The sequence below is a fragment of the Alteromonas sp. McT4-15 genome, from assembly GCF_020515205.1.
Taxonomy (GTDB): Bacteria; Pseudomonadota; Gammaproteobacteria; order Enterobacterales; family Alteromonadaceae; genus Alteromonas.
The window spans coordinates 25977-49155 of record NZ_JAJALG010000001.1 but is presented as its reverse complement, the minus strand read 5'-3'; the positions used below and the strand labels follow the sequence as shown (position 1 = coordinate 49155).

Genomic DNA, 23179 nt, shown 5'->3' with positions numbered 1-23179 from the left:
ACAACGTGCCCTTATCGTGTTTTCGTAAAAAATAAATAGAATTCAATTATAAATGGGGCAGTCACTTTTAGTGAACTAAATCGCTAGTTCAAAGCGCGATAACCCATAACGAATTAAATGATGAACACGCTCTAGTAATGGGGAGGGGGCGTTTCTTCAGATTGTTTAGCGATATTTGATGGCTCTATCGATTTCACCCTGTCGATAACATGGCGCACCTTAAACGCAATATCATCCAATTGTTGCTGCTGTGAAGACAATGCATCATTAAGGGCATCAATAGTATGTTCCTGGAAGGCTACTTTGGTTTGCAGTTCTTCAATATAACTATGGGCGGTATCCAGCTGTTCTTGTAAAGCTGCTATACGTGTGTCAGTCATGCTTGTCTCTATTTCTCTCGTTGCCATACTTCGGCTAGGCCGCTGCTACTTGCTGATACTATATTACCATCTGGCATGAAGGCGACGCCATACACAACTGCGGTAGGCGGAGAGATAGTTTCTCGAGATGCCACCTGAATGGCTTGCAGCTGATCACCTGTTTTAATGTCCCACAAATAAACCTTTCGCGAAGGCGAACCAGTAAGTAAATACTTACCATCCTTCGAGAATTCAACATCAGTAAATATTTTCTGACGAGACGCAAAGTTAAGTGCACTCACCGCTTGGCCAGTTTGTACATTCCATATCTGTGACTTACTTTTACTATCAGCAGTAAAGGCGTACCGACCTTCATCGTCTAGTGCTACCTTTGTTACGCGTGTTGGATGAGTGAACGTGTGAATAATTTGACCCGTTTCTGTGCTCCACAGATAAGCAATATAATCATTGCCACCAGTAAGGGCATATTTACCATTAGGTGAAATATCAATGGAATTTACCTTTTCCTGATGGCCAAGAAATTCTAAACGCCTCGATGTGCGAGGCTCAAAATACATGACCTTTCCACTAGAGCGCGCGACAAGTATACCATCGCCATTATTCGCTACTGCTACGTCGCGAATTGATGACTCATCGATGCGCCAAAACCCTTCAGGTTCCCCAGTTTCCATACTCCACAGAGCAAACGCTTCGCGGTCAGCAGTAACGATATAGCGCTTGTCAGCACTAATATGCACCGACATGACTAAGTTGTTACCCTCACCTTGGTGTCCCCAGTGATACAAAGGCTCATCTTCACCAATGCGCCATACATTAATGCCATTATCAACGCCAGATAACACCGAAATGGTGCCATCTGTAGAGATATCTGCGGCATATGCGCCTTCTTCTACATGACGCCACTGTTGTATTGGCGTAGTATCAGGAACAGAACACCCTATGGATACGCCAATAAGTACGACGAGTAACACTATTCTGAGGAACATTTGGGCCTTAAACATAATCAAATGGGTTTCGCTTTGTAAACGCTAGGTTTAACATAGCATGGATCACGCATCTTTAAACTATCGTGCACACTGCCTTGGATGCAGCAGTATAGACATAGACGCATGATGATAAAAATTAATGGAGACGTTTTTATGCAGAAGTCGCTCGTTGCCTTATCTACTATCGCTGCGCTAGGCCTTTTCGCTTGCCAGCCAAACACCACAGATGAGGCCGCTTCTAACGCTGATAGTGCAAAAACAACTTCTGTCTCTGCAGAAGAAATGACAGATTCACAAAAGCAGGCTTATGCCATGGGCGCAAGCATGGGTTTATTTGTTAGCAATCGCGCTGAACAACAAGCTACGCTTGGCCTTGAACTAGACCAAGAAGCCTTAAAGCAAGGGTTCAATGATGGCCTTGCAGATACACTTAAATTCACTCCAGAGCAGATTCAACAAATTGCTCAACAAGGTGAAGAAGTACTGCGTGCTAAACAACAAGAAATGGCTGCCCAAGCTGCTGAGAAAAACATTGAGGCAGGCTTAGCCTACCTAGAAGAAAACGGTAAACGCGAAGGTGTTGTAACCACTGACTCTGGACTTCAGTACGAAGTACTGACCGAAGGTGAGGGCGCCAGCCCAGCAGCAACAGATGTGGTAAAAGTCCACTACCGCGGCACCTTGCTAGACGGTACTGAGTTTGACTCTTCTTACAAGCGTGGTGAGCCTGCTGAGTTCCCACTTAACCGCGTTATTGCAGGCTGGACTGAAGGCGTGCAGCTGATGAAAGAAGGCGCGAAATATCGCTTCCACATTCCATCAGAATTGGCCTATGGTCAACGCTCAACAGGTGCAATCACACCAAACTCTACACTTGTTTTTGATGTAGAGTTGCTTGAAGTGGTTAAGCCAGAAGCAGACGAAGCTGCTGAGTAATCACTGAGCGAACGTCCTCTATTTGCGGGGATATAAAAGAGAAAGCCGACACACAGTGCGTCGGCTTTTTTGTTTAGTGAGTCAGCGTAATCCTTGCCTACCTTTTCCCTACGAGCTAGTGGGTTTTCACCACGCGCGTACCCAAATAGTAAAGTGGGTTATTCAATATGCTTGGTGCCTCGAATCACTCTTTAAGCATAGTTGAAAACGGCAATTTTGCACTTCGCGAGCGCCACTTTCTTGTAACGATTTAGCCTTAAAGCCGTACGCTTAGAACCTTAAGTTTTAACGCCCGTTATCGCTGGGGTGCACGCCTTCTTTCAGTTGGGACTTTTAAGGTAGCAAAGTAATTAAGCAACGAGTGCCCTATTTTATACATTGTGCAACCGGCGATAAGATACAGCACGGTTTCGATGCTTTTAAGACGAACAACAATATCGAGTAAGGCGTACAACAAGAACAGCGCACCGCTTAAAAAAAGCATAAAACCTATGATAGTACCGCTGGTTTGCAAGGGATCTTGATCCGATCGCCTTCGGTTAATCAAAGGTAAGTTGTTACGCATTAGTTTCCCCTAGTGGATTGTCTATTATTTATACTACGACACTACACTTTTAGATTATGTTCAATAAATATTCAAACTCTCTGTATTAAGTCATTTTTAAACGCACTAAAGATTGCGTTTTTGCGCAATACCCTCATAAAGTAAGAGGTATAGAAAAATATTGCTTTTAGGACATTGTGAAAACACCTCTTATTACCCGCAAAGGTTACTTAAAACTTAAGCAAGAACTCGACTTTCTATGGCGAGAGGAACGGCCAGAGATAACACGCAAAGTAACGTGGGCAGCTAGCCTAGGAGATCGCAGTGAAAATGCCGACTACCAATACAACAAGAAGAAGCTACGCGAAATAGACCGCCGTGTGCGCTATTTGCGTAAATGTCTAGAAAACCTGAAGGTTGTAGATTACGACTCGCAGCAAGAAGGCAAAGTCTTTTTCGGCGCATGGGTAGAGATTGAAAACGAGAGCGGCAAAGTGATGGAACTGCGTCTTGTCGGTTACGATGAAATATTCGGCCGCAAAGACTATATCTCTATCGATTCGCCCATGGCGCGCGCGTTGGTTGGAAAAGAAGAAGATGATGAATTTACAGTTAAAACTGAAACCGGAACCAAGGAATGGTGGATCAACCGAATTTGGTATGACCCTACAGACAAGCTATAAGCCACCTTGTGTAACGTAGATATGACAATCTCTTTGGCTACGCGCCTTTCAAAGCAATAATGATCAGACGACTTATATTAAACCGCGGTGCTATACTCACCGCTCAATTTTTCACTCGTAACGCTGTGTGCCACGGGCAGTTAACACATCGTTGATTCGCACTTTCCTATCGCGAATTTTTGCACTTTAGAGCGACTTATGATTATCAATAAAATTGCCGAAGAACTTGCCGTTCAACCTTCGCAAGTTACTGCTGCCGTTAAACTTCTTGATGAAGGAGCAACCGTTCCTTTTATTGCACGCTATCGTAAAGAAGTCACACAGGGGCTCGACGATATCCAACTGCGTAACCTAGAACAGCGCCTCACTTATTTGCGAGAGCTGGAGGAGCGTCGCGATGTTATTCTTAAGTCGATTGAAGAGCAGGGCAAACTCAGCGATACGCTAAAAGCGAGTATTGTCGGCGCAGAGAGCAAGACCACGTTAGAAGACTTGTACTTACCCTATAAACCACGTCGACGCACAAAAGGGCAAATCGCCATTGAAGCTGGCCTTGAAGGTCTTGCCGATACCTTGTTCAACGACCCTAATACCGATATCGACGCTACCGCAAAGTCGTATGTCGATGCCGAAAAGGGGGTTGCTGATACCAAAGCGGCACTTGAAGGTGCGCGCTATATCCTCATGGAACGTTTTGCTGAAGATGCTGCCCTGCTTGGTAAAATTCGTCACTACTTGGTGGAAAATGCCCACCTCAAAAGCACAGTTGCACCGGGCAAAGAAAAAGAAGCGGTAAAATACAAAGACTACTTTGAGCACAGCGAAAAGTACAAAACAGTGCCATCACATCGCGCCCTAGCGATGTTTAGAGGGCGCAATGAAGGCATGCTTCACATTCAGTTAGATGCCGATCCGCAAAATGAAGAAAACGGTCCATCACATTGTGAGCACATTATCGCGAGCCACTACGACATTATGCATCGCGGTCGAAGTGCAGATGACTTTCTTGCTCAAGTTGTGCAGTGGACGTGGAAAATCAAAATTGGTCTTCACATGGAGACTGAACTCTTTAGTACCTTGCGTGAACGCGCTGAAGAAGAGGCTATTGAGGTCTTTGCTAAGAACTTGAATGACCTACTCATGGCCGCGCCAGCTGGCGCGAAGACTACCATGGGCCTCGATCCGGGCTTGCGCACGGGTGTAAAAGTCGCAGTGGTAGACCAAACAGGCAAAGTTGTAGCGACCAACACAATTTTCCCTCATGCACCACAAAACCAGTGGGACAAGTCGATTCGTACGCTTACGACATTGTGCAAACAGTACAAGGTTGACCTTATCAGTATAGGGAATGGTACAGGCTCTCGCGAAACGGATAAGCTCGTTGCTGAAATGTTGAAGAACAACAGTGATTTGAGTGCTCAGAAAATTATGGTGAGTGAAGCAGGGGCATCGGTATATTCGGCTTCAGAATTGGCTTCCAAAGAATTGCCAGAACTTGATGTGTCGTTACGTGGCGCTGTATCTATTGCTCGCCGTTTACAGGATCCACTTGCAGAACTTGTAAAAATTGAGCCAAAAGCTATTGGTGTTGGCCAATATCAGCACGACGTAAGCCAAAGTCAGTTAGGTAGGTCGCTAGACCGCGTGATTGAAGACTGCGTAAACGCTGTAGGGGTAGACCTAAATACGGCATCGCCTGCGCTACTAAGCTATGTGTCTGGCTTGAACAAAACTCTCGCACACAACATTGTAAACTTCAGAGATACTAATGGGGCTTTCCCTGACAGAAAAGCCTTACTAAACGTTGAACGTTTAGGTCCAAAAGCGTTTGAACAAGCTGCCGGCTTCTTGCGGATTGTTAACGGGACAAACCCGCTAGACGCTTCTGCGGTGCACCCAGAAGCTTATCCAGTTGTAGACAAGATAGTGGACACCACTGCTGTGGCCGTCAATGACATCATTGGCAATACTGAGTTACTGAAAAGTTTGTCGCCCGATACCTTCACCAGTGAGGCGTTTGGTCTACCTACCGTAAAAGACATCCTGAAAGAACTTGATAAGCCAGGACGCGATCCTCGCCCAGAATTTAAAACCGCGGCATTTAAAGAGGGTGTTGAAACCATCAATGACCTCAAGCCAGGCATGATTTTGGAAGGCGTTGTAAGTAACGTGGCCAATTTTGGTGCCTTTGTCGATGTAGGCGTGCATCAAGATGGGCTGGTGCATATATCGGCGCTAACTAACAAGTTTATCTCTGACCCCCGTGAAGTGGTAAAAGCGGGTGACATTGTCAAAGTTAAAGTGCTAGAGGTAGATGTACCACGCAAACGCATTTCATTTACCATGCGCCTTGACGATACGCCAAACCAAGCCAGTGACTCAGCAGACAAAGGGCCGCGTGCGGGTAAGGGCTCAAATAAAGGACCAAACAAGGGGCAAGGCAAGCAATCAGGGCAACAAAGGGGCGGGCAGAGTCGAAGCAACCAAGTGCAAAACAGTGCCATGGGCAATGCGTTTGCCGATGCCTTTGCTAAAGCGAAAAAGTAATATTTAACTCGGAGTTTGCGCTACCCTCATCAAGAGGTAGCGCATAACTAATGCTGCTAGGCGTGAGTAGCAAAAAGTCGATTACGCTTGAAGCGATAGCCCTTCGCGCGCAGGAGTGTAGGCTTGTGTATAAGTGTTCTGTATGCGGCCTATGCGCGCCTGTATCGCATTGTCACCGTTCAGTTCACTCGCATTACCAAAGTTAAGCGAGCGAGTACCTACTTCGCTTGAGGCACCTTGTGATGTATCCTCACTACTGTTGCCTTGCTCTGTTTTTAAGACAGCATCGTCTAGACTACGTGTGGGACGCTCGACGCCTGCGGTATCCGTGATATCATCGATAGAAGGTATCGTTGGCTCACTCGCGCTTACACCCTCGCTGCTTTCGCTCTCTCGCGCTTCGCGATTTTCTTCAGCGATGTCGCTTCTTGCCTCAAATGCTTTTTGTGCGGCCTCAGCTGCTACTTTTAAATCTTGAGATGAAGGCTGAGCTGGGGCTAATGCCGCTGCGCGCACCTGTTGCATTTTGCGCAATGTTTGTTCTGGGTTTTGTGCTTCAGAAATATCAATTGAAACTTCGCCGTCGGTGACATAGCGCTTGTTATCAGGGCCTGTAGTGTACTCATATTGAGGAGAGCCTGCATATTGGCCTCCCGTCGCGGCATGGGCTTGCTCATGGGTACGTACTTCTTGGTCACGCGCTTTGAGCTGCTCGATCTCTTGGGTGTCTTGCTGCTCTTGCTGTTGTTCCCGCTGACGAGCCTGCTGCTCGCTTTGTGCATCTTGCTTGCCTGCACTTTCATCTTGCGCATTGTCTTTATCTTGGCCAAAGACATTTTGGAACGCCGCTTGTAGCTCAGTTTGAACTTGCGGACGTTCGTATGTAACCGGGGCAGGCGGCTGACCAGGACTTTTTGCCTTATCAGCTTCCGAACCTAAACCTTTTTGCGACGCCCCCTGTTCGGCATCACTGGTTTGTGGAATAGTTTCGCGCTGCACGTTATCACGACGGGCAGACTCAGTATTGATATTCGCGGTAGGGTAGGCAATAGCGTTGAGAATTGGGGTTACGATATTCACCGTTATATCCCCTAAGCCAAGATGTCGATAATGGTACCCACTGTCTCATTTGCTACGTCGAGCACGCGTGCAGACGCTTGCGCGTTGGTGCTATTGACGTTAAGCGCAATAAGATCATTTGTTAGGTTGCCATTTGAAACACTCGACGATGCATTTGCTTGTGCATCGGTAGAAGAGGCATTACTTTCCACAGTACGTTGGGCAATATTCGACGCAGCCTGCGTAATACCATCACTGGCATTTTGCAAACCGTATTGCCCTGCTAAAAAAGCAGAATTTAGATTGGCGCCACTAACGCTCGTCATACACTACCTCTATCCTCTCATGCCTAATTATTAACCAATTTTGAGAAAATAGGAAGCCTTGAAGCTAGCGACAATATTAAACACATGTCATACAAGGCTTTTTTACTCTCTATGCAGGTACAGTAACGGTTTAGCGCATGAACTAAGACGCCTTCTGCTGATAAATATTGGCTGCAAAACGAAACAGAATGTCAGCGGTTTGCTGCGGATGGGAGATAAAGGGCGCATGAGATGCGTGAGGCAGTACGACAACGTCAGACTGTGGGTGCAATTCACAGATTTGGTCAATGCCACTGGTAGGAACTAAGCTATCAAGCCTACCGTAGAGCCGTAACGTTGGCACAGCAATACGTCCGACATCCTGTCGCATATCTTCTGTAGACAATATCCTGAGCCCTTTTTTCAGAGCTTCTTCTGCAGGGTCTGGATATTGCGTCACTTGCTGTCGAATTGTCTTTATATCGTGCTTTGCTGTATCGCTGCCCATTGCTTGTATAGCTAAGAAACGCTCGAGGGTCTTTTGAAAGTTCTTCTCCAATTGCGTTTCGAACATTTTCAACAAGTCAGCCGCAATACCTGGCCAACCAGGACCTGCTATAAAGCGTGGAGTAGACGCAATAGTCACCAACCCAGTGAGCTTCTCGGGTACCATTAATGCTACTTTTTGGGCCACTAACCCCCCGAGTGACCACCCGACTAATACACACTGTTCAGGTAATACCTCGACAATCGCGCGCGCTAACGAGTCAACATTATAAGGTGAGGGTACCACACCGGCATTCTCCCCAAAGCCGGGAAGGTCGATTGTGGTAACGCGAAAATTGTCGCTTAGATAAGGAATAAAAGAGGTGAACGCACCGCTGTTCATCCCCCAACCGTGAAGAAATACTACATCGATACCTGTACCCTCTGTACGGGTGACAAGCGCGCCGTTTGTATGCAAACTTTCCATTTACACCTCCTTTGGCAAACACGCGTTTTACGCAAAAACGCGTCATGATGAAATTAGACCGACGGTCGACAAGTTAAGGAAGTTGATGGAATCAACACAATGAACCTTTCATGCTTGCTATGTTATCAGGCAAGTCCCACGCCAGTATGTCACTGGTGTGACGATGACATGTTTTTTTTCGATACACAGATACACGGAGATGACTTACTTAGGTACGGCCCTGTTGGTCGCCACGTTAAGCACAGTCATTATAAGGTATTGAGTGTATTAGGATTACACACGTGGCCCATGTCATCACTGGTTCACCAGTTTAAGTTTACCCATTCTCTGACTGCAGGCAAAGTACTAAGCAACTGGTTTGTCCATAAGAAGCGACACTGCACTTTGGCTGTGCCCAATTTGCTACTGCCTGTCCCCATTAGTGCATGGCGTTTAGCGCATAGGCACTACAATCAAGCAGCGGTGATATGTCACTATTTAAGCAATGCGCTGAGCATTCCCTTTGACAATAACTGGGCTAAGCGCCATGGAAGCAGTGTGCAGCATCACTTGTCCAAGGCAAAGCGCGCTGACAACGCGCGGCAAACATATCGGCTTACGCAGCGTGCTATTGATAAGTGGTACCCCATACAACAATGCAATGACAAAGTGCCGTTCACTGTCGCCATTGTAGATGATGTGATCACCACTGGTGTAACTGTTAATACATTGGCTAAGCTACTAAAAGACCGTTACCCCGCAATACATGTGCAAGTATGGGCCTTAACCTTTACACCGCCGCCCAAAAGTGTGTTATTGAAACTAGAGTAAGATGCGCGTTTACGCCTTAAAGCTTGCCGTTACCCTTGGTAAACGGCAAGTATAAGGTGCGAAATTACAAGTGGTTAGCGGATAAAGTGTGATTGATAGATGGCATTTGCCAACATCTTATTCGTACCGTACCAATAGCCCCTGAACTGGGTATTGTCGGTAAAGCCAATGACCACGCCACGACCCATTTTATTGGTTGTTACCGCTGTAGTCTGTGCGATTAACGCCACCATCGCGTTGTCGCTAAACCCAGCCATCAACGGCTCATCAGTATAACGCGCAGGGGTTGTAAACGGAGACTTATCACCTTTCACAATCATATTGCTGGTTTTAAAAAGCGGCAGGGTGTCATCGTCATACCCATAGAATAAGGGGTGAGATACGTCGATATTGGCTTCAAAGACCGCACCGGCTACCAGCTTTCTTGCATAGAGAGAAGCGCCATCGCCATAGGTTAAGTTACTTTCATCAAAGGCGCTATCAATGGTATCGCGACTGATGAGTTCTACATCTAACCAATTGTTTTCAGCGAATAAACGAATCGCTGACTTTTGCCCAATAACAACACCGCCCGCTTTTATCCACTGCTCTAGCTGCGTTTTCTCGCTATCTGAGAACGTATATCGACCACTGGGAAAAATAATGTGTGTGTAGCTAATCGAATCGTCAGCGAGTGCACGCCCCACATGTTGCTGTTCAACAATGCTACCTGCTAGCCCTACCTTGGTGTCAAAGTAGTGCCATATTTCACCCACTTCATATTCGCTGGTGCCTTCACCGCCTACAATAAGCACTTGAGGAGGGGTAACGGGTGCCATACTTCTACTACCCAAGTCATTCCCCATTGGCGTAAGGCCACTCTTAAAGCTGTGAACAGGTACACGTAGCTGGGACTGCGCCGTTTCGATAATTTGTTCTAAATCGACAGGTTGATTAAGCCCTTTAGGGATCACAATACTGCCAGCAGGCAATGTTGTGGTGCTATTGTCATACTGTATTGCTGAAAAAGACTTCTCTGTACTTCTTACCTTTACGCCCGCTTCTAATAAAGTTTGTAGCATGGCGGGGGCATAGTAGTGCTGCCAAGAAAAACCGTACGCGTAGGCATTTTTTTGAATAGGGTTGAGAGCGTTAGTACTCAGTAATGCCCCATCTGCACGTTTAACGTCTCTGGCATCGCCTTTATCTAACGGTGAATAGTCAAGATTAAAGGCCAGCGCTAAATTCCACGTCGAAACATCATAAAATGTATTGTTTTCAAACGAGGTTTGCGTTGAAAAAATCGATTTCACAAGACGATATTGTGGTTGATTTGTTGGGATATACACGGCGTGGCCTGCACCATAGGTAGTGTCTCCTACTTTGCTTGCCTTATTCACTACGTCGTAGCGAATATTGTGCTGCTCAAGTAGTGCAACGAAAGCGTTGAGCCGCCCTAAGTCAGTGTTGGTGCCGACTACGTAACCAACCGTTTCGTCTTTAGCCGCTTGTGCTTTGGTACTTTCAACAAAGTTCGACTGATGATCTAAAATTGCTGCTTTATTCGCTAATGCACCTTTAAACGTACTTAGTGACGTGGTGATTTGGTTTGCAATTGTATCTTTAAAAGAAAGCTCGCCGTTTATCGACGACTGTAAATGTCCGCGTGAGCTGGCTTGTTCAAACAAAATACCAATACTACCGTGTAGGTCTGGATAGGTTGAGCCTTTACCGGCATAAAAATCATCGAAGGCTTCTTCGGTAAAGTACAACTTACCCTGTGCATCAAAAGCAGCAGCATGATACTGCGCAAGGGCTTCAGTGAGCGTTACATTCTCATCAGGTGTCATCGGGTTTTTACGCGAACGCACACCAGGCTGGAAAAAGTAAGTGCTGTCTGTGCCCATTTCGTGAAAGTCGGTAAGCACATGTGGACGCCATTTATGAAACTGCTTTATACGTGCTTGTGATTCAGGGTGTGCTAGTAGCAACCAATCCCGGTTTAAATCAAACCAATAATGATTAGTACGGCCCGATGGCCACCCCTCATCGTGTTCTCTGTGACGAGAATCCGCAACTAGCTGTTTGCCCTTATGCATATTTGCCCATTGTGCAAATCGAGAAAGTCCGTCGGGGTTGAAAGAAGGATCAAAGAGCACAATATTGTTGTTCAACAAGGCGTCTATTTCGTCGCCCTGTGCAGCAGCAAGATAGTAGGCAAGTGCAAGAGATGCATTAGAACCTGACGGCTCATTACCGTGAATGCTGTAACCCATGTAAAAGACAAGCGGCGCATTATCGCTGACTGATTTGCCACTTTCCATCGCCTCGATATGCGCTTGGCGCATTGCGTCAAGGTTATTGCGGTTTTTGGGCGCTGTGATGGTAAGTAGCACTAAAGGACGATTTTCGTGGGTTCGGCCAGTCTCTTCGATGGTAATGCGGTCTGACGTTTCAGCTAAACGCTTCATGTAATCTACAAGTTGATCGTGACGCACATGCCATTCACCAATGTTGGCGCCTAGTACCGACTCAGGGGTAGGAATGGCTGGATTGTACGTAACAGAGTCGGGTAAGTAGGCCTGTACGGGTTTCCCTCCCACATCGGGGGTAACAGTAATTGGCGTAGCATACGCATTGTTACTATTGAAGGCACCTAAGGTCAGGGCGCTAAAAGCGAGCGTTGTTGCCAATGCAAGGCGGCTCTTTTGGGCGCATTTGTACAGATTTACTAGCATCGCGTTTCCCGTCTTGTTGTTATAGCTGAAATGCCGTTACAGAAGTAATGCTTTCAACAAATTCGATTTACTGAAATAATTTATTTAATTAATACCTGACTGTTTTACTCAGGTAAATTTGATACACTAATCCAAATTTTCAAATATGTAGGACTTGCTGATGATTACTATATCAGAAGAAGCCCAGGCTCACTTCGTAAAACTGCTGAGTAAACAAGAGTCTGGCACGAATATTCGTGTATTCGTCGTAAACCCAGGCACATCGTCGGCAGAGTGTGGCGTGTCCTATTGTCCACCTGACGCAGTTGAACCTACTGATACGCGGTTACCGTTCAATGGGTTTGATGCAGTGGTCGACGAAGAAAGTGCACCTTACCTCGACGAAGCAGAAATCGATTATGTCACTGACCAAATGGGCTCTCAGCTTACGCTAAAAGCACCTAATGCCAAAGCACGCAAGGTGGCCGACGATGCCCCACTTGCTGAGCGCATCAACTACATGATCGAGTCTGAAATTAATCCTCAGTTGGCGAGTCACGGCGGCAACGTAGTACTTACTGAGCTGACTGACGATGGCTACGCCATTCTTCAATTCGGCGGCGGCTGTAATGGTTGCTCGATGGTAGACGTAACGCTTAAAGAAGGCATTGAAAAGCAAATGCTTGAACAGTTCGCAGGCGAATTAAACGGTGTACGTGACGCAACAGAACACCAAGCTGGCGAGCACTCTTACTACTAGGCGAGTTCGCTCGCCCAGTAGCGGTAGCGTTTATGCTATTTCTCTTTAATGATATACACCAATGCTGGCAACGCTTTAAAATTGGATTATCCATTTTCGTTGTCGGCGCGGTGTCGCTTTTCGCTATTGGCCACCTTTCCGCGTTTTTCCATTACGCGTCGCTTACTATCCTTTTTGTAGGCTTCGGATATGCCATGCTTGGCTATATCGGTATTTTCATTCAACGCTTTTCTTTTATAAAAAATAAAAAGCCGCCACCTAAATTTTAATGTTCAAAGCGCTCGCTTTAGATACTGCATACTTGTAAACCACAACATACTTGTAAACCCACTTATTCCGCTGCACAGTAGAACCTTGGATACTATTTTAAAGGGAGATGCTGGTTATGAAAAAGCTTGGTCTAATAGGCGGTATGAGCTGGGAATCTACGGTAAGTTACTACCAAGCAATAAATCGTGGCGTCAATGCCAGCCTCGGCGGTTTGCATAGTGCCAAGCTCCTCCTTAGCAGCGTAGATTTCGCGCTCATTGAACGGCTTCAACATGAAGGCCAATGGGATGAAATGGCCAATATGCTCAGTGAAGAAGCTGTTTGTCTCGCTAATGCTGGTGCCGATGCTATCCTCATTTGTACTAACACTATGCACAAAGTAGCTGATGCTGTTGAAGGTGCGGTCTCTGTTCCACTTTTGCATATAGCCGACGCCACAGGGACGGCCTTGCAGCAACAAGGCATTTCGAAAGTAGGGTTACTCGGCACGCAATTTACCATGGAGCAAACCTTTTACTCTGGTCGATTGAAAGAGAAGTTTGATATTGATGTCGTCATTCCCGACCAGGCGCAACGACGTATTATACACAGCGTTATTTATGAACAATTATGCAAGGGCGTGATTTGTGTTGAGTCGCGTAAGGCGTATATTGAGATCATTAATGCGCTGTGTGAACAAGGTGCCCAAGGCGTTATTTTGGGGTGCACAGAAATTGCGTTATTAGTACAACAAGAGCACACCTCAGTTCGTCTTTTTGACACCACTGCTATTCATGCACAAGCCGCAGTGGCATTTGCGCTCGCGCAAGACTAAAGACAAACCAAGGTCCTCCTTAACAACAAAAAAGGACACTATCATGTTTAGCCATGTAATGATTGGAGCCAACGACCTAGACGCATCGAAGCGATTTTATGACGCCATATTAGGTGTTTTGGGTTACGACGAAGGCGTTTTTGACGAGTACGGACGGGTTTTTTACTACACACCCAAAGGAATTTTAGCGTTAACCAAGCCGATCAATGGCGAAGCGGCAACGCACGGCAATGGTACAACACTTGGGCTGGCGGCACGCACACCAGATATCGTTGATGAATGGCATAAAGTCGGTTGCGAAAACGGTGGTATAGCATGTGAAGATCCACCAGGCATACGTGGCAATGACAAGCGACAGCTGTATCTTGCGTACCTGCGCGATCCTGCGGGCAACAAACTGTGTGCTACGCACGTTATTCGTTAGTAGCCTGAGAATAATAGCAATAAGGAGCTAGCGTGTGACACCAGATCAAACAGGGCAGGCCTACGACAGCATCACACATTTGTGGACCAGAGACGGCTTTAACCGTGAAAATGGGCTTGCTGCCTATGAAAAAGCCCTGTCCTTTTTGCCTGCGCACCTAGTAGAAGAAAATGGTACTGCGTTAGACGTGGGTTGTGGCTGTACTAACCGCTTTATCCCAATTATTGAAACTGCCGGGCTTAGTTATGAAGGTATTGATATATCAGAGAAAATGTTAAAAATCTCGCGTACATCAATGCCTGCCCATACCTTTCACCAAGGTGATATCTGTACGTTTGAACTGCCCAAACACTATGCATTTATCAGCGCATGGGACAGTTTTTGGCACCTTCCTTTAGCGCAGCATGCTCCCGTACTCGAAAAGCTGGTTGAAAACTTACCCTCAAAAGGTGTACTTCTTTTCAGCTGTGGTGGTGTGGACGAATCGGGTAGCCATACGAATACAACCATGGGGCCAGAAGTCTACTACGCGTCTTTAGGCATAAATGGGTATATCTCGCGGCTTCTAGAGTTAGGTTGCCACATTAGACACCTTGAATACGACCAATATCCTGAACAACACACCGTGGTTGTAGCGCAAAAACAATAGGGCATGTCTATAAGTAGGCTACGCCAACTTGTCCATTCTATAGAACGTCCACCCCAATGTAACACCCCGCGCAAATAAGAACGCAAGCAAGGCATACCACAAACTGACATTGCCTTGATGTTGCGTGATATACCAAATCGGGAAAAAGACAAACAGAGCACTTATAACCATGGTATTACGCATAGACTCTGCGCGCGTAAGACCCACAAATACACCGTCGTATAAAAAGCACCAATGTCCCAGCAAAGGCAATAAAACCATTAAGGGCAAGTAGGGAAGTGCAGCGTCGATAATAGCCACATGCTGCGTCAGTAACGCAACGATACGCTCACCCGCAAACAAAAATACAACACTATAGAGCACTGCAAACAGTGACGACCACAGTAGCCCTTGGTATGTCCGCCGATTGATTTCGTGGGCATTCCTTGCACCTTTCGCTTCTCCGACCAAGGCTTCTACCCCGTATGCTATACCGTCAAGCCCAAGCGCGATAAGCACAAAAAATTGCATAAGTATGGCATTTACCGCTGCAGGTACTTCGCCATAGCGCGCGCCTTGAATAGTTAAAAATGCTAAACAGGCCTGAAGCGCTAGATTGCGAATGAGCATGTCACCATTAAGCTTCAGCAGCACTTTACGCGCAGCGCGGTTAAACCACGCAGCTGAAATAGACACATCACCCACGCATTTAAGGGCAACTGTCAGTGACATTACCGCCATACTGTATTCAGCGATAACGCTGGCATAAGCCACACCGGCAACCGATAAACCAAGACCAAATACAAATAAGACGTCTAGGCCGGCATTCAATAGGTTACCGACAATTTGTATTGTCATTACGCTGCGCGTTTTTTGCTGACCCACCAGCCACCCTACTAGCGCTAAATTCAGCATAGCAGCAGGCGCACCCCATACTCGTGCGTAAAAATAGTCACTGAGGTGGGTAGCGACATTTACATTCGGGTTAGTAAGATTCAAACCAACTTGGACAATCGGTTTTTGGAAGGCCAGTATGCTAATACCAAGAACAAGTGCAACCGCAATGGTCTGCCACAACACTTTCGCCGATTCATAGTGTGCTTCGTTACTGCCTTTGGCCTGAGCACTTAAGCCTGTTGATGACATTCTCAAAAAGCCGCATACCCAATATATTTGCGTCAATATTAGTGCACCTATCGATGCACCTGCTAACATAGCGGGCATTGACATATGCCCCAGTACAGCGGTGTCGACTAGGCCAAGTAACGGGGTTGTAATATTTGCCAGAATCATTGGCAATGCCAAGGCAAGTAGCCGCGTATGATCGCTGAAAAAAGCAGGCTGAGCATTGGAATAGCGAGGCATTCTGTGATCTCTGTTTTGCATTAACGGTTATAAAGTGGCATTAAGGAAGGAGTGTATCATGCTAATCAATTTAATTCGGTCTTGGATAAGGTCCTCAGCATCCTTGAATTCGGTCCCATCCCCCGCGTCTATGATGACTATAGTGTGCGCTACTTTATTCGGTGTTACCTCACTAAGCGCAACCGCGTCATCGTCCGACCAAGCGCCACCTATACCCAATGCGACTATTTTGCTGTATCACCATGTATCAAATGAAACGCCACCAAGTACCAGTATTTCTCCAAGTGATTTCAAAGCACATATGGAATACTTAAAGGCCAATCACACCGTGGTGCCCCTACAGGATGTTGTGGCCGCACTTAAGGCCAATACGCCCTTACCAGATAAAGCAGTGGCCATCACGTTTGATGACGGCTTTGCCAATATTTTGGAAAATGCACATCCTGTACTGACTAAAATGGACTTTCCTTACACCATATTTATCAACCCAGATGAAATCGACGTAGGCCCTAAACAGCTAACGTGGGAACAAGTTAAGCGTATGCTGAATGACGGGGTAACCTTTGCCAACCATACGCTAGATCACCTGCATATGCTCAATGATGAGCAGTCGTTGGGCGAATCGGTATGGCTGGATAAAGTATGGCAAAACGTGGCGAGCGCTGAACGCAAAATAAATGACCAAATTGGTGTCAGCTTAAAGTACTTGGCCTACCCTTTTGGCGAGTACAACCTCACTTTAGCAGCAAAGTTAAAAGAAGAGGGATATGTTGGTTTTGGACAACATTCAGGCGCAGTAGGGCCGCATAGCGACTTACAAGCACTACCTCGGTTTCCAGCAGCTGGCCCCTACGCCAATCTTAATAGTTTAAAGACAAAGTTAAACAGTCTGGCCATGCCTGTTACGCACTCATCACTTCAGGAACCTCGCTTAACAGGTCGTAAGCTTAGCGACCCTATCACTCTTACAATAGAAAGTGATGATATGCGTACCTCACAGGTCACGTGCTTTTTTAAAGGTGATGCCATTGAGACCCGAAGTGAAGGCAATACCGTGTCTTTTCGCATTAACGACACACTGCCAATAGGTCGCTCTCGCATAAACTGTACCGCCCCATCAATAAAAGCGCAGGGACGATACTACTGGTATTCACAGCCATTCTTTATTGCTGATAAATCGGGGCGATACCCTGACTAAACAGTAACGCAAAACACGGCTTGCCTTTCGCATTAATTCACATCAAGAGGTAAGCCACGTTGATGCTGTTACATTAGCGCTCACGTATATAAGAAAACGTTTACCTAAACATCACGGGCAAAACGAATAAAACCTTTGTTAATAGACTCTTCGCTAAAACCGACATGTTGGTAAAAGCGAATAGCGTCCACATTGGCCAACTCGACATCCAGTACAAGCTTTCGCTTTTTCAGCTTTTCTGCTCTTTTGTGCATTGCGTCGACTAAAGCAGTGCCAATACCTTTGCGCTGACCTGCCGGGGCGATTGCAAGGTGCCCAAGCATAAGTTCAGTATTGTCAGGCGGCGTTAAATTGACTGCGACCGTCTGATTGCGCATCAGTACGTTCATCGCTTCATCAAGTGTGAAATACGAGGTGATGCTATCAAGTGTAGCGCGGTCAAATGCTGCCCCTAACTTGCTATGCCACGAAGTGATAACGCCAAGTACTTCACCGTCTTTTTCAGCGACCCAGTGATTGTTGTAGCCATATTGGCCACCACCTAGTTGCCATGCATGAAAAAGGTAACCTTCAGCCGTTTTATTTTGATTGTGTCCGAAAATAGAAGTTAATAATGACTCCGCAGCGCTGAGAATAAGTGGAGTCGTTTGAGCGGCATCAGACGCCACTCCTAGCCTGATTTTGATATCCATATTACTACTTCGAGATTATAACTGGCATATCTTCCAGTATTTGCTGAGAATCACTTATCGACAGCTTTCCTGGCTCTCTTCTGGGTTTAAATCTTCCTATCACCCTAGCTTGTGGGTCGATAAGTACGACAGACGCACTATGGTCAACTAAGTAGTTCGGGTTGTCAGTACTTTCAGCAATTGCGTACATCATGCCCAGGTTGCGAACGAAAGGAAAAAGGGCTTTGTGCTCACCAGTAACTGCAACGAACTCTTTATTAAAATAGCTCACATATTCAGAAAGTCTATTTATTGAGTCACGTTTTGGGTCAACAGACACAAATATAACACGGATAGGCTCGTCACTTTCTACCGCTTGAAGCTGTGGGTATACGCTGTTGAGTTCTGCCATGGTAGTTGGGCAAATATCTGGGCAAAAAGTATAGCCGACAAAAACCAGACTCCATTGGCCTTGTAGTGAACTATTCGTAAAGCTATTACCTTGATGATCGGTTAGCGAAAATGGTGATAGCGCTCTAGGCTCAGGGTAAGCCTGAAAATGTTTAGGCTGGTGTGTATCATCAGCATTTGGTGGGGCGATATAAAGCGCCCCAACAATGCCCACACACAGTGCAACAAATGCGACTATTCCAACTAAAATCCGTTGATTCATAAACTTATAGGTACGTAGTGATCTAACAGCAATACCACAAACAATACCATGAGATGAATAATTGAGAACCTAAAAGTTTTCATTGCCGTTTGGCTGTCAGCGGCAAATTTAAGCTTCAGCGCATAAGCAAGAAAGCCAAGGTTTAACGCACTTGATCCGATGAGATAAATGAGATCGCTCATGCCAATAAGATAGGGCATTAAACATACAAGGCCCAATAATACCGTATAAAGTAATACCGAGGTCTTTGTAAACGACACGCCATGAGTCACTGGCAGCATGGGTACTTGTGCTTTAGCGTAATCTTTTTCTCTGTGGATAGCGAGGGCCCAGAAATGAGGTGGCGTCCATGTAAAGATAATCAGTACCAAAAGCAGCGCATGGGCATGCACTTCGCCAGTGACCGCTGTCCATCCCAACAAAGGAGGAGCAGCACCAGCCAAGCCACCTATCACAATATTTTGTGGAGTAGCGCGTTTAAGGTACATAGTATAGATAAACGCATAGCCAACCAGACTCGCCAATGTCAGCCATGCCGTAAGCATGTTGACAAAAAGTGCTAATACCGCAAAACCCACCACACCTAGACCAAAAGCAAACCACAAGGCGTTAGACACTGTGACTTTTCCTTTCGCCACAGGGCGGTTAAATGTGCGCGCCATCATACTGTCAATTTTGTGGTCAACCACATGGTTAATCACTGCTGCTGACGCCGAAAGCATTCCAATGCCTGCTAAACCGCAGATCAGTGTCACCGCGTTTACCCACGTTGGCGTTGCTAAGCACATACCCACTAATGCCGTTAATAAAAGCAACATCACCACATTAGGCTTGGTCATTTCATAATAATCGCGCCACGATACCGTGTGATGATGGCGTGTAGTGCGAGAAGCAATAGATACTGATTTAGCCATGGAAGCCTCCGGGTGCTTTAGTAAGCGAGTGTGATGAAAAAGATGCCGCAGGCATTGCCGCGCCTGATAAGGTATAGCGAGATGGACTTGTTGCGTCGTGAGCGCGTTTAACTTTACTCGGTGCACTTACAACAAACGAGAACACCAGATTAAGGAGTGAAAGTAATAACACTGCGGCGACAGCGTTATGCATTACGGCAACGGCAAGGGGCAGCATAAAGACAATGTTACTAATGCCCAAGGCCACCTGTACGACTAAACTTCCTAGCATAAATAGGCTAATGCGTTTTTGCGCCACGCTAGTTGCCCGTGAAACCAATACACCAATACCAAGTGCTAGAACGTAGAAAAACGTTACCAGCGCACCTGCGCGATGCATAATGTGCATAGTGACCCGCTCATCATAGTCATGAGCGCCAAACTCATAGTTGTCGGCGTCAGGTACACTGTAAGCGCCAGCAAAATCGAGGCGTTGCTGCCAGCCGCTTTCACATACTGGCATCTCAGTGCATGCTAAGGCGGCGTAATTGGCGGATGTCCAACCACCAAGCGCTATTTGTGTTACGACTACTGCAATACCTACAAAAGCCAAAAAGCGCAGTTTCTGCCATGCTGAATGCGCACTAGCACTGTGTTCCTCAGCTACTTCATTATTCGAAGTGTCGCGACGCCGAAGCCTTAAATACAGAATAAAGAGGCAAGACAGCACACTAAACCCACCAAGAAGGTGTCCCATTACAACCACTGGCAGTAGATTAAGCGTTACTGTCCACATACCCAGTGCAGCCTGGAAGATGATAAGCGCAAGTAATATCAATGGTAGTTTTAATGGCGTACCCGTTTTACGCTGACGCACTGCCATAATGGCAATAGCAAGCACACATAACCCCAGTGTGCCAGCAAAATAGCGATGTATCATTTCATTCCATGCTTTAAATGCTTCCACAGGTCGTTCAGGATATGCGGCGTTGGCAGCAGCAACTTTGTCTTCACTAAGTGGTACTGTTAAATTGCCATAACACCCTGGCCAATCAGGACAACCTAGCCCTGCATCCGTTAAGCGAGTATACGCACCAAGAATAATCACCACAGCAGCAAGAAAGAGACTAAATAAGGTCAATTTTTTCATTGCGATCATCCTATACGAGACAGTTTTAGTAATTTTCTAATATCTGCCAACATATCGCGGCTTTCCATGACCGCTTCTTTCCTATCGTTCTTTATCTGATAGAAAAGCATGGCGTTATTCTGTGTATCAACGATATACACACTGTTTGTTTCTAACGATAAGCTATTTGACGATGCCAATGTGCTTACATTGGGATAATCAGAAAGGGCAGCCACAGCAGTGTTATCACTGTCTTCTTTCAACAAGACAAGCGCTTCTGCACGGTCTGATTCCTTACCAAGAGCAAGCCACACTTGGTTGATACTAAATAATGCATTTTCACATACTGCATCGCACTGCGACGGCATAACATAAACCAGTCGCCACTTTGGCGCTTCATTCTGTAAAACGGCACTCATATCAATGGTAGGCGTCAACAGTTGCCCTTTATTCGTTGCAGCCTTGGTAAACCAATCGTTTTCTAACGCTAACTTCGCCAAAATGACCGGTACAACAAACACTGCAATCATTAATAACAAGGTTTTCTTGGAAGCCGTACTTTTCACTGATGCCGTATTACTCATAACTACGTCCTTTCTTACTTATTGCAAAACCACCAATGGCAGCCGCAGCAATGGCCAAACCGAACCACTGCACTGCATAACCAAGGTGCTTTTCAGGAGACATCACCACGGGTTGATACTCGCGCACGAACGCAGGATTTTCCGTAGTAAGTTGAATAACGATGGGCAATAGCATCACGCCCAACCCGTCACTGAGTGCGCCGAAGTCATACTGTTGAATTAGCGCAGGAAATTGAGAGAGATTGTTATTGGTTTCTTTCACAAGTGGATTATCAGAAGGTAGCGAAACAACACCTTCAAATTGTGTAAGTGAGTTATCTAGCTCTATTGTAGGCAGAGTACGCAGTAGATCTGGAGCTGGGACCCAGCCGTAGTTAACCAAAACCCAACCCGCATTGGTGTTAACTGGCACAACAACATCGAAGCCCACCCGTTGGTTTTGTATCTGATTATCAAGATAAATAAGATGACTCGCATCTGGCACGCCATCGAACGTTACCTTGATATCTCGGGGGTCGTTTTGCGAAAGTGCAGTCATCAAACTCATACTTCCATTGCCTTGCTTTTGCGCTATGCTAGCGAGACGTTGTTGCTTTTGTACCATGCGCTCTAACTGCCAATAGCCTAACGCACACATTATTGCCACACTTAGGGCAGTAAGGAGCCAAGGCATTAACGTACGAGAACGCTGAGACATAGCTAACAAGCCCTGCGCACAGAAAAAACAAAAACAGAGGTGTTAAAAATGATAAAAATTGTCCTTGTTGCCCTAGTGATATACATGATTGTTAACTTATTTCTGGCAATGCGCGTAATGATGAAAAACGACCCCAAAAATGGCCCAATGAGCAAATATATTGGACGTCGTGTTCTTACCTCTGTGGTTATTGTTGTGCTTATTCTTATAGCTATAGGTACAGGGTTAATCACGCCGAACCCACGGCCTTACTAGGGTTCGGCTTGCGTCCAGTTAAAGTACGTAAACAAATATATAAAGCATTACCCACACCACATCGACAAAGTGCCAATACCAACTTCCCGCTTGGAATGCGAAGTGATTTTCAGGCGTAAAGTGGCCTTTCAATACTCTAAAAAACAGCACGATCAAGATAATAGTACCCAAGGTCACGTGCATACCGTGGAACCCTGTGAGCATGAAGAACGTGTTGCCATAGATACCTGATTGCAATGTGAGACCTAGCTCTTGGTATGCATGAATGTATTCTTCCACCTGTAAAAACAGAAAACCGCAGCCCAACAAAATCGTAATACCAAGCATTAACGTAAGTTGTTTGCGCTTGTTCTGCTCTAACCCCACATGGGCAAAATGCAAAGTGATTGAAGAAATAAGCAGAATGACCGTATTGATAGTAGGTAACCCAGCCGCACTCATTTCTTGTGTGGTAATGCCACCTGGCGTAGTGACCAAAGGCCACATTGCCTCAAAGGTCGGCCATAAGACCTCGTTTGTCATCGCATTATTCGACGCACCACCTAACCACGGCACCGCGATAAAGCGTGCGTAGTAAAGCGCACCAAAAAAGGCGGCGAAAAACATAACTTCAGAGAAGATAAACCAACTCATGCCTTGTCGATACGAGCGACCAAGTTGGTCGCTATAAAGACCCGACATCGACTCATCTATTTGGTTTTTAAACCATCCCACTAACATCACAAGTAAAACAATGATGCCTGCTGAAAGAATGTGGCCACCGAAACCTGACTCTCCTCGAGTTGTTTCTACCACAAAATTGCCTGCGCCAACGGCGATTAGAAACAGCGCTACCGCACCAACTATCGGCCATGGGCTTTGGGCGGGTACATAGTATTTTTGATATTCTTGCTGCATTT

26 protein-coding genes are annotated in these 23179 nt (G+C 46.1%); 10 read left to right on the top strand and 16 right to left on the bottom strand.

Annotated features, from left to right (window positions below):
• Nucleotides 1–131: 131 nt before the first annotated feature.
• Both LHL20_RS00210 and LHL20_RS00205 read right to left on the bottom strand, forming a co-directional pair.
• The gene (locus LHL20_RS00210; protein WP_159625528.1) at nt 132–380 is read right to left on the bottom strand and encodes a SlyX family protein; all 249 of its coding nucleotides are present in this window, start codon (nt 378–380) and stop codon (nt 132–134) included.
• Nucleotides 381–388: 8 nt separating this feature from the next.
• Entirely contained in the window at nt 389–1321 is a 933-nt protein-coding gene (locus tag LHL20_RS00205; protein ID WP_202266145.1) for a WD40 repeat domain-containing protein, read from the bottom strand.
• A gap of 198 nt (nt 1322–1519) precedes the next feature.
• On the opposite strand from LHL20_RS00205, the gene fkpA reads away from it, so the two are divergent.
• Complete coding sequence (fkpA, locus tag LHL20_RS00200) at nt 1520–2302, top strand: FKBP-type peptidyl-prolyl cis-trans isomerase (protein WP_159625526.1); 783 nt, start codon at nt 1520–1522, stop codon at nt 2300–2302.
• Nucleotides 2303–2597: 295 nt separating this feature from the next.
• Here fkpA and LHL20_RS00195 read toward each other — a convergent pair whose 3' ends face one another.
• Nucleotides 2598–2867: a hypothetical protein gene (locus tag LHL20_RS00195; RefSeq protein WP_226431787.1), complete on the bottom strand. Its 270-nt coding sequence runs from the start codon at nt 2865–2867 to the stop codon at nt 2598–2600.
• A 176-nt stretch (nt 2868–3043) separates the two neighbouring features.
• Here LHL20_RS00195 and greB point away from each other — a divergent pair, with 176 nt between their 5' ends.
• The gene (greB, locus tag LHL20_RS00190; RefSeq protein ID WP_159625524.1) at nt 3044–3529 is read left to right on the top strand and encodes a transcription elongation factor GreB; all 486 of its coding nucleotides are present in this window, start codon (nt 3044–3046) and stop codon (nt 3527–3529) included.
• 198 nt (nt 3530–3727) lie between these two features.
• Complete coding sequence (locus LHL20_RS00185) at nt 3728–6076, top strand: Tex family protein (protein WP_226431786.1); 2349 nt, start codon at nt 3728–3730, stop codon at nt 6074–6076.
• An 81-nt stretch (nt 6077–6157) separates the two neighbouring features.
• Here the strand turns inward: LHL20_RS00185 and LHL20_RS00180 are convergent, their stop codons facing one another.
• From LHL20_RS00180 to bioH, 3 genes are all read right to left on the bottom strand, one after another.
• Nucleotides 6158–7156, bottom strand: a complete 999-nt coding sequence (locus tag LHL20_RS00180; protein ID WP_226431785.1) for a putative metalloprotease CJM1_0395 family protein — start codon at nt 7154–7156, stop codon at nt 6158–6160.
• An 11-nt stretch (nt 7157–7167) separates the two neighbouring features.
• Nucleotides 7168–7461, bottom strand: coding sequence for a hypothetical protein (locus LHL20_RS00175; protein WP_159625519.1), 294 nt, complete (start codon nt 7459–7461; stop codon nt 7168–7170).
• A 142-nt stretch (nt 7462–7603) separates the two neighbouring features.
• Nucleotides 7604–8413, bottom strand: coding sequence for a pimeloyl-ACP methyl ester esterase BioH (bioH, locus tag LHL20_RS00170; RefSeq protein ID WP_226431784.1), 810 nt, complete (start codon nt 8411–8413; stop codon nt 7604–7606).
• Nucleotides 8414–8512: 99 nt separating this feature from the next.
• On the opposite strand from bioH, the gene LHL20_RS00165 reads away from it, so the two are divergent.
• Entirely contained in the window at nt 8513–9223 is a 711-nt protein-coding gene (locus LHL20_RS00165) for a ComF family protein (RefSeq protein ID WP_159625516.1), read from the top strand.
• A gap of 74 nt (nt 9224–9297) precedes the next feature.
• Here the strand turns inward: LHL20_RS00165 and LHL20_RS00160 are convergent, their stop codons facing one another.
• Nucleotides 9298–11940, bottom strand: a complete 2643-nt coding sequence (locus tag LHL20_RS00160; RefSeq protein WP_226431783.1) for a M14 family zinc carboxypeptidase — start codon at nt 11938–11940, stop codon at nt 9298–9300.
• A 160-nt stretch (nt 11941–12100) separates the two neighbouring features.
• Here LHL20_RS00160 and nfuA point away from each other — a divergent pair, with 160 nt between their 5' ends.
• On the top strand, nt 12101–12679 hold the full coding sequence (gene nfuA / locus LHL20_RS00155) for a Fe-S biogenesis protein NfuA (protein WP_159625512.1): 579 nt from the start codon (nt 12101–12103) through the stop codon (nt 12677–12679).
• An 86-nt stretch (nt 12680–12765) separates the two neighbouring features.
• Here nfuA and LHL20_RS00150 read toward each other — a convergent pair whose 3' ends face one another.
• Nucleotides 12766–12903, bottom strand: a complete 138-nt coding sequence (locus LHL20_RS00150; protein WP_202262939.1) for a hypothetical protein — start codon at nt 12901–12903, stop codon at nt 12766–12768.
• A 161-nt stretch (nt 12904–13064) separates the two neighbouring features.
• Here LHL20_RS00150 and LHL20_RS00145 point away from each other — a divergent pair, with 161 nt between their 5' ends.
• From LHL20_RS00145 to LHL20_RS00135, 3 genes are read left to right on the top strand one after another with little or no spacing between them, the layout of a single operon-like run.
• Nucleotides 13065–13763, top strand: a complete 699-nt coding sequence (locus LHL20_RS00145; RefSeq protein WP_159625508.1) for an aspartate/glutamate racemase family protein — start codon at nt 13065–13067, stop codon at nt 13761–13763.
• Between the two features lie 43 nt (nt 13764–13806).
• Nucleotides 13807–14187 (top strand): VOC family protein, encoded by a 381-nt coding sequence (locus LHL20_RS00140; RefSeq protein ID WP_226431782.1) that lies wholly within the window; start codon nt 13807–13809, stop codon nt 14185–14187.
• 34 nt (nt 14188–14221) lie between these two features.
• Entirely contained in the window at nt 14222–14836 is a 615-nt protein-coding gene (locus tag LHL20_RS00135) for a class I SAM-dependent DNA methyltransferase (protein WP_226431781.1), read from the top strand.
• 18 nt (nt 14837–14854) lie between these two features.
• Here LHL20_RS00135 and LHL20_RS00130 read toward each other — a convergent pair whose 3' ends face one another.
• Nucleotides 14855–16180: an MATE family efflux transporter gene (locus LHL20_RS00130; RefSeq protein ID WP_226431780.1), complete on the bottom strand. Its 1326-nt coding sequence runs from the start codon at nt 16178–16180 to the stop codon at nt 14855–14857.
• A 58-nt stretch (nt 16181–16238) separates the two neighbouring features.
• Between LHL20_RS00130 and LHL20_RS00125 the strand changes: the two genes are divergently transcribed.
• Complete coding sequence (locus tag LHL20_RS00125; RefSeq protein ID WP_226431779.1) at nt 16239–17378, top strand: polysaccharide deacetylase family protein; 1140 nt, start codon at nt 16239–16241, stop codon at nt 17376–17378.
• Nucleotides 17379–17482: 104 nt separating this feature from the next.
• On the opposite strand, the gene LHL20_RS00120 is transcribed toward LHL20_RS00125, so the two are convergent.
• Genes LHL20_RS00120 through LHL20_RS00095 form a run of 6 tightly spaced genes read right to left on the bottom strand, consistent with a single transcriptional unit; the run spans nt 17483 to nt 22025 of the window.
• Nucleotides 17483–18070, bottom strand: coding sequence for a GNAT family N-acetyltransferase (locus LHL20_RS00120; protein WP_226431778.1), 588 nt, complete (start codon nt 18068–18070; stop codon nt 17483–17485).
• 4 nt (nt 18071–18074) lie between these two features.
• On the bottom strand, nt 18075–18722 hold the full coding sequence (locus LHL20_RS00115; protein WP_226431777.1) for an SCO family protein: 648 nt from the start codon (nt 18720–18722) through the stop codon (nt 18075–18077).
• A complete protein-coding gene (cyoE, locus tag LHL20_RS00110; protein WP_202262946.1) occupies nt 18719–19636 on the bottom strand; it encodes a heme o synthase in 918 nt (305 codons plus the stop codon). The genes LHL20_RS00115 and cyoE overlap by 4 nt, the downstream gene beginning before the upstream one ends.
• A complete protein-coding gene (locus tag LHL20_RS00105; protein WP_226431776.1) occupies nt 19629–20765 on the bottom strand; it encodes a COX15/CtaA family protein in 1137 nt (378 codons plus the stop codon). The genes cyoE and LHL20_RS00105 overlap by 8 nt, the downstream gene beginning before the upstream one ends.
• 5 nt (nt 20766–20770) lie before the next feature.
• Nucleotides 20771–21310, bottom strand: a complete 540-nt coding sequence (locus LHL20_RS00100; protein ID WP_226432013.1) for a hypothetical protein — start codon at nt 21308–21310, stop codon at nt 20771–20773.
• A 10-nt stretch (nt 21311–21320) separates the two neighbouring features.
• Nucleotides 21321–22025: an SURF1 family protein gene (locus tag LHL20_RS00095; protein ID WP_226431775.1), complete on the bottom strand. Its 705-nt coding sequence runs from the start codon at nt 22023–22025 to the stop codon at nt 21321–21323.
• A 48-nt stretch (nt 22026–22073) separates the two neighbouring features.
• Here LHL20_RS00095 and LHL20_RS00090 point away from each other — a divergent pair, with 48 nt between their 5' ends.
• Complete coding sequence (locus tag LHL20_RS00090; protein WP_226431774.1) at nt 22074–22280, top strand: DUF2909 domain-containing protein; 207 nt, start codon at nt 22074–22076, stop codon at nt 22278–22280.
• 18 nt (nt 22281–22298) lie between these two features.
• Here the strand turns inward: LHL20_RS00090 and LHL20_RS00085 are convergent, their stop codons facing one another.
• Nucleotides 22299–23177, bottom strand: coding sequence for a cytochrome c oxidase subunit 3 (locus LHL20_RS00085; protein WP_202262950.1), 879 nt, complete (start codon nt 23175–23177; stop codon nt 22299–22301).
• Between the last annotated feature and the right edge of the window lie 2 nt (nt 23178–23179).

Excerpts from the sequence above, each read along its gene's own strand:
- LHL20_RS00130 (WP_226431780.1), bottom strand. The coding sequence starts at position 16,180 with ATGCCTCGCTATTCCAATGCTCAGCCTGCTTTTTTCAGCGATCATACG.
- LHL20_RS00125 (WP_226431779.1), top strand. The coding sequence starts at position 16,239 with ATGCTAATCAATTTAATTCGGTCTTGGATAAGGTCCTCAGCATCCTTG.
- LHL20_RS00195 (WP_226431787.1), bottom strand. The coding sequence starts at position 2,867 with ATGCGTAACAACTTACCTTTGATTAACCGAAGGCGATCGGATCAAGAT.
- LHL20_RS00090 (WP_226431774.1), top strand. The coding sequence starts at position 22,074 with ATGATAAAAATTGTCCTTGTTGCCCTAGTGATATACATGATTGTTAAC.
- nfuA (WP_159625512.1), top strand. The coding sequence starts at position 12,101 with ATGATTACTATATCAGAAGAAGCCCAGGCTCACTTCGTAAAACTGCTG.
- LHL20_RS00085 (WP_202262950.1), bottom strand. The coding sequence starts at position 23,177 with ATGCAGCAAGAATATCAAAAATACTATGTACCCGCCCAAAGCCCATGG.
- LHL20_RS00095 (WP_226431775.1), bottom strand. The coding sequence starts at position 22,025 with ATGTCTCAGCGTTCTCGTACGTTAATGCCTTGGCTCCTTACTGCCCTA.
- LHL20_RS00120 (WP_226431778.1), bottom strand. The coding sequence starts at position 18,070 with ATGGATATCAAAATCAGGCTAGGAGTGGCGTCTGATGCCGCTCAAACG.
- LHL20_RS00185 (WP_226431786.1), top strand. The coding sequence starts at position 3,728 with ATGATTATCAATAAAATTGCCGAAGAACTTGCCGTTCAACCTTCGCAA.
- LHL20_RS00175 (WP_159625519.1), bottom strand. The coding sequence starts at position 7,461 with ATGACGAGCGTTAGTGGCGCCAATCTAAATTCTGCTTTTTTAGCAGGG.
- LHL20_RS00160 (WP_226431783.1), bottom strand. The coding sequence starts at position 11,940 with ATGCTAGTAAATCTGTACAAATGCGCCCAAAAGAGCCGCCTTGCATTG.
- bioH (WP_226431784.1), bottom strand. The coding sequence starts at position 8,413 with ATGGAAAGTTTGCATACAAACGGCGCGCTTGTCACCCGTACAGAGGGT.
- LHL20_RS00145 (WP_159625508.1), top strand. The coding sequence starts at position 13,065 with ATGAAAAAGCTTGGTCTAATAGGCGGTATGAGCTGGGAATCTACGGTA.
- LHL20_RS00105 (WP_226431776.1), bottom strand. The coding sequence starts at position 20,765 with ATGAAAAAATTGACCTTATTTAGTCTCTTTCTTGCTGCTGTGGTGATT.
- LHL20_RS00210 (WP_159625528.1), bottom strand. The coding sequence starts at position 380 with ATGACTGACACACGTATAGCAGCTTTACAAGAACAGCTGGATACCGCC.
- LHL20_RS00115 (WP_226431777.1), bottom strand. The coding sequence starts at position 18,722 with ATGAATCAACGGATTTTAGTTGGAATAGTCGCATTTGTTGCACTGTGT.
- LHL20_RS00165 (WP_159625516.1), top strand. The coding sequence starts at position 8,513 with ATGAACCTTTCATGCTTGCTATGTTATCAGGCAAGTCCCACGCCAGTA.
- fkpA (WP_159625526.1), top strand. The coding sequence starts at position 1,520 with ATGCAGAAGTCGCTCGTTGCCTTATCTACTATCGCTGCGCTAGGCCTT.
- cyoE (WP_202262946.1), bottom strand. The coding sequence starts at position 19,636 with ATGGCTAAATCAGTATCTATTGCTTCTCGCACTACACGCCATCATCAC.
- LHL20_RS00140 (WP_226431782.1), top strand. The coding sequence starts at position 13,807 with ATGTTTAGCCATGTAATGATTGGAGCCAACGACCTAGACGCATCGAAG.